Consider the following 3429-nt stretch of genomic DNA (forward strand, 5'->3'; position numbering starts at 1 on the left):
GGCCCTGCATCCACTCAGAAAATATCGTGTGAAAGTGTTTTGCGTTAACCAGGCTGACAACACGTTCTATTGTATCGTGCGAGGGAATACCGTTAGAAAAGTCGCCCATGGTTTTGAGCCAATTTTCACGAATCCGTCCAAAATCGGCAATCTCTGCCCAACCCTTTGCACCACCAATCATGGCACAAATAACGAGCAGCAGAATATCACTCAGTTTATGGTCGACTTTCCGAGATTGACGGAAGTCTTGAAGTTCAGAAAGTTGTTTGATCAAGCTGTGTGCATTCACGTCGACTGTGCTCATTATTCATCCTGGGATGCATATGAACACAAAATGAAATTAGAATTAAACAGTTATCGTCAATTGAGAACTCGTTGCAAGAAAAGTTCCGCAACCCCAGTGATATCAAGGGCTTTCATGATCTTTCCCTGATCCACTACCAATCATTGAAAATCCTCTTTCTCAAATCAAACAAGCCATTTCTTGGCAATCAGGGATGCTTTGAACCCAAGCGCACGCTTAACGCCTTGCTCGGAAAATACTTTACTCTGCTTCGAATTACTGATAATTGCTTCCAACGACTCTTTCAAAGAGTCAACATTACCATTAGCCACCAACCTCCCACTACGGCCATCTTCAATAATTTCAGAAGGCCCATACAGACAATCAAAAGCACTTACAGGACAGCCCTGACTTATAGCTTCCATAAGTACATTTCCCCAACCTTCATACCTAGAACTCAAAGCAAAACATAGAGCATGCCGGTACCAAGGCCAAATATCATTTTTAACTCCTGGCATATATAAACGGGCAGAAATCCCAAGCGCTGTCGCCTGAGCCTCTAAAGCATTCCGCTCGTCTCCTTCCCCAAGAATCACAAGATGCAATGTTTGATCATCTAATTGAGCAAAAGAACGAATCAAAAGATCAAATCCCTTTTGCCGATGCAATCGGCCCACTCCGAGTATATAACGGTTAGGAGCATCAATCGGCCTTGACAATAACGTCGTTACTGGTGGTAAATTAGTAGGCATGGGATTGGGAATATGAGTTAAATTACCAGCTGAAACACCCATATCTGATAAAGATAAAGCAACCCCTCTTGAAACAGACACCACCTTATCAGGGAGTCGATATAATAATGGAATTAATATTCTATAGAAGATTGGAAACCGGCTAGGGTCAATGTGTACACTCACCCATAAGCACGACAGCTTGCCAAGTAAAAGCATCGCCAAAATGCATGGAAAATTGGCACTTTCCATAAAACTGATGACTCTGTCTGGTTTCTCTGCGCGAAAGAGTCGAGCAAGACCAAACACTCGGCGCATAGCCTGAATACTTTTACCTAACCAGCCAATATTCGCAGGTAAACCTAAATCGACTAATTCACCATCATATGCATAGGCAGGGCTGCTTCCATCAAACACGGCAATCTTTACTTCATGTTCTTTCGCCCATTCTTGACTTAACAAAGAAACAACACGTTCAGCACCACCACAATGCAAAGAGGGAATAACGACCAGTAATTTCATTAACATTCCCCTTTAACGACTTTTCGATAGTAAGCCTCCAAGCGTTGTGCTATATCAGGCCAGTCTAACCGTTCTACAAACTCTCTCCCTGCCCTTCCGAACCCTGAGCGATTCATTGGATCAGAGAATTCTACCAGTGAGCTGACCAGCTGATCGGCATTATGTAATGAGACTACCCGGCCTGCTTTCGCCTCAGTAATTAACACTTTTAAATACCCCACATCAGTACCAATTACAGGTAAACGGTGGGCCATAGCCTCCAGTGTAGCAATAGAGAAATTTTCATAACTTGATGTAAGCGCAAATAAATCCGCCACGGCTAACCATTTATTCACATCCTGAGGGGATTGGTGGCCCAAAAAGTGAACCTGGTTACCTATGCCCAACATTTCTGCGCTATGTTTCAGATTGGAGGCAAGCGGCCCATCACCGACGAACAACCAGTGCCAGATAACCCCCTGTTGTTTAGCGCTCGCCAAGCCCTCCAGTAATAGATTATGATTTTTCACTGGCACCAGGCGTGCCGTTGTAATACCCAATGGCTCTTTCATTCCAATGCCCAATCGTTTACGCTGCTTACAACAATCAGGCTTAGTCGAATCTATAACAGGGAGGTCAACCCCTGGTTCAATAATTTCGTAGTCTCTTTCTCGAACAAACCCCATTTCTGCTAAAGTCCACTCAGGTGAGCCATGGGTGAACAGACCAAAATGTCTGTGAGCAATCAGTTGAGACAACTTTGCACGTATGCGCCTAGAAGGCGGCCCTGGAAGCCACGAAATAACAGGCTGCTGCCTGCTCAACAACTTCTCAGGCAAGCCAAACAGTGAACAACACTGAATAATATCAAAAGCATTTTCCCGATGCGTTGCAAGCCAACGAAGTACCGCTTGCTCAAAAAGGGCATTATCGAGATGATAGAAGGCAGCGGACACCTTACTGCTCCATCCCTCAGTTGCATAGGCAAAACGCCGTAAGTTTGGTGTTGCAACATAAATAACTTTTAGATCAGGAAAACTATTCTTTGCTGACTCACGCAATGGTTTTCCTGTAACTACAGTGACTTCATGTCCGCTAGCTAGCAAATGAAAAGCAACGTTATAGTCGAAGGACTCTCCACCACCATAAAGGGTACCCATGGCACGATTAACAATCAGTATTTTCATACGAGGATTTTATGCTCTGTTTTAATCACTTCAAATCCAACCTAGTAAAGCTTAGATATACTCCATTATCTTTTTTCAGCACTAATAACATACATGGTTGAAACAAGGCATCTCGCGATAATCGCTCAGCACACTTTGTACAGCAAATCATATTAATCCCCCCGAAAACAATGAGAAACAGGCGTAAACACGAAGCCGGCCTGTCGAGCTCGATCAATCAGCATTGAGAGTGTCTCATGCATGTCTGGCGCATCTCTAAATTCCCAGTAGTGTGTAGCAATAGTGAAGGGAACTCGAAGGGTTGCGCATATGTTAAGACTACGCTTCAAATTATCAACATTTGCACGAGGAGTTAGTGCGTAAGCTCAGGGAAAACGCATGAAACCCCGCGCCGTTACTGGGCTCAAACTAATTTCCATGGTGCAGAATCTTGCAAACCTGGAACTGTTTAAATTTTGCTCTTATTTCTCTCTATCCCTTATATAACAAGGGGTAGAAAGAAATTATTTACTTGCACAGTGCAAACACATGCTCATGAGATATTTCATCAATAGAGGTTTTGAATCAGATAACTTCAAAATCACTGCTCTTTTCCGCGTGAAATTTCCTACAATCCCAGTGATACCAAGGGGTTTCATGCGTTTTCCCTGGCCAGTTGTAAGTATTCCGTGAATCCATGCTCCAAGCCCCCCCTTTTTCTTTCCAAGGGGCTATAGTCTTCTCATGC

At 43.7% G+C, this 3429-nt stretch carries 3 protein-coding genes; all 3 read right to left on the reverse strand.

From position 1 onward, the window contains the following. Positions 1-304, reverse strand: a 304-nt coding sequence (locus tag ACY2RQ_RS18955) for an ISAs1 family transposase (RefSeq protein WP_490114576.1), incomplete at its 3' end; no start/stop codon positions are given. 164 nt (positions 305-468) lie between these two features. Continuing rightward, positions 469-1536: a glycosyltransferase gene (locus ACY2RQ_RS18960; protein WP_490114577.1), complete on the reverse strand. Its 1068-nt coding sequence runs from the start codon at positions 1534-1536 to the stop codon at positions 469-471. Then, on the reverse strand, positions 1536-2702 hold the full coding sequence (locus tag ACY2RQ_RS18965) for a glycosyltransferase family 4 protein (protein ID WP_490114578.1): 1167 nt from the start codon (positions 2700-2702) through the stop codon (positions 1536-1538). Before ACY2RQ_RS18965 ends, ACY2RQ_RS18960 begins: the two co-directional genes overlap by 1 nt. Positions 2703-3429 lie beyond the last annotated feature (727 nt).

The organism is Parendozoicomonas sp. 209JJ7-1, assembly GCF_058147085.1.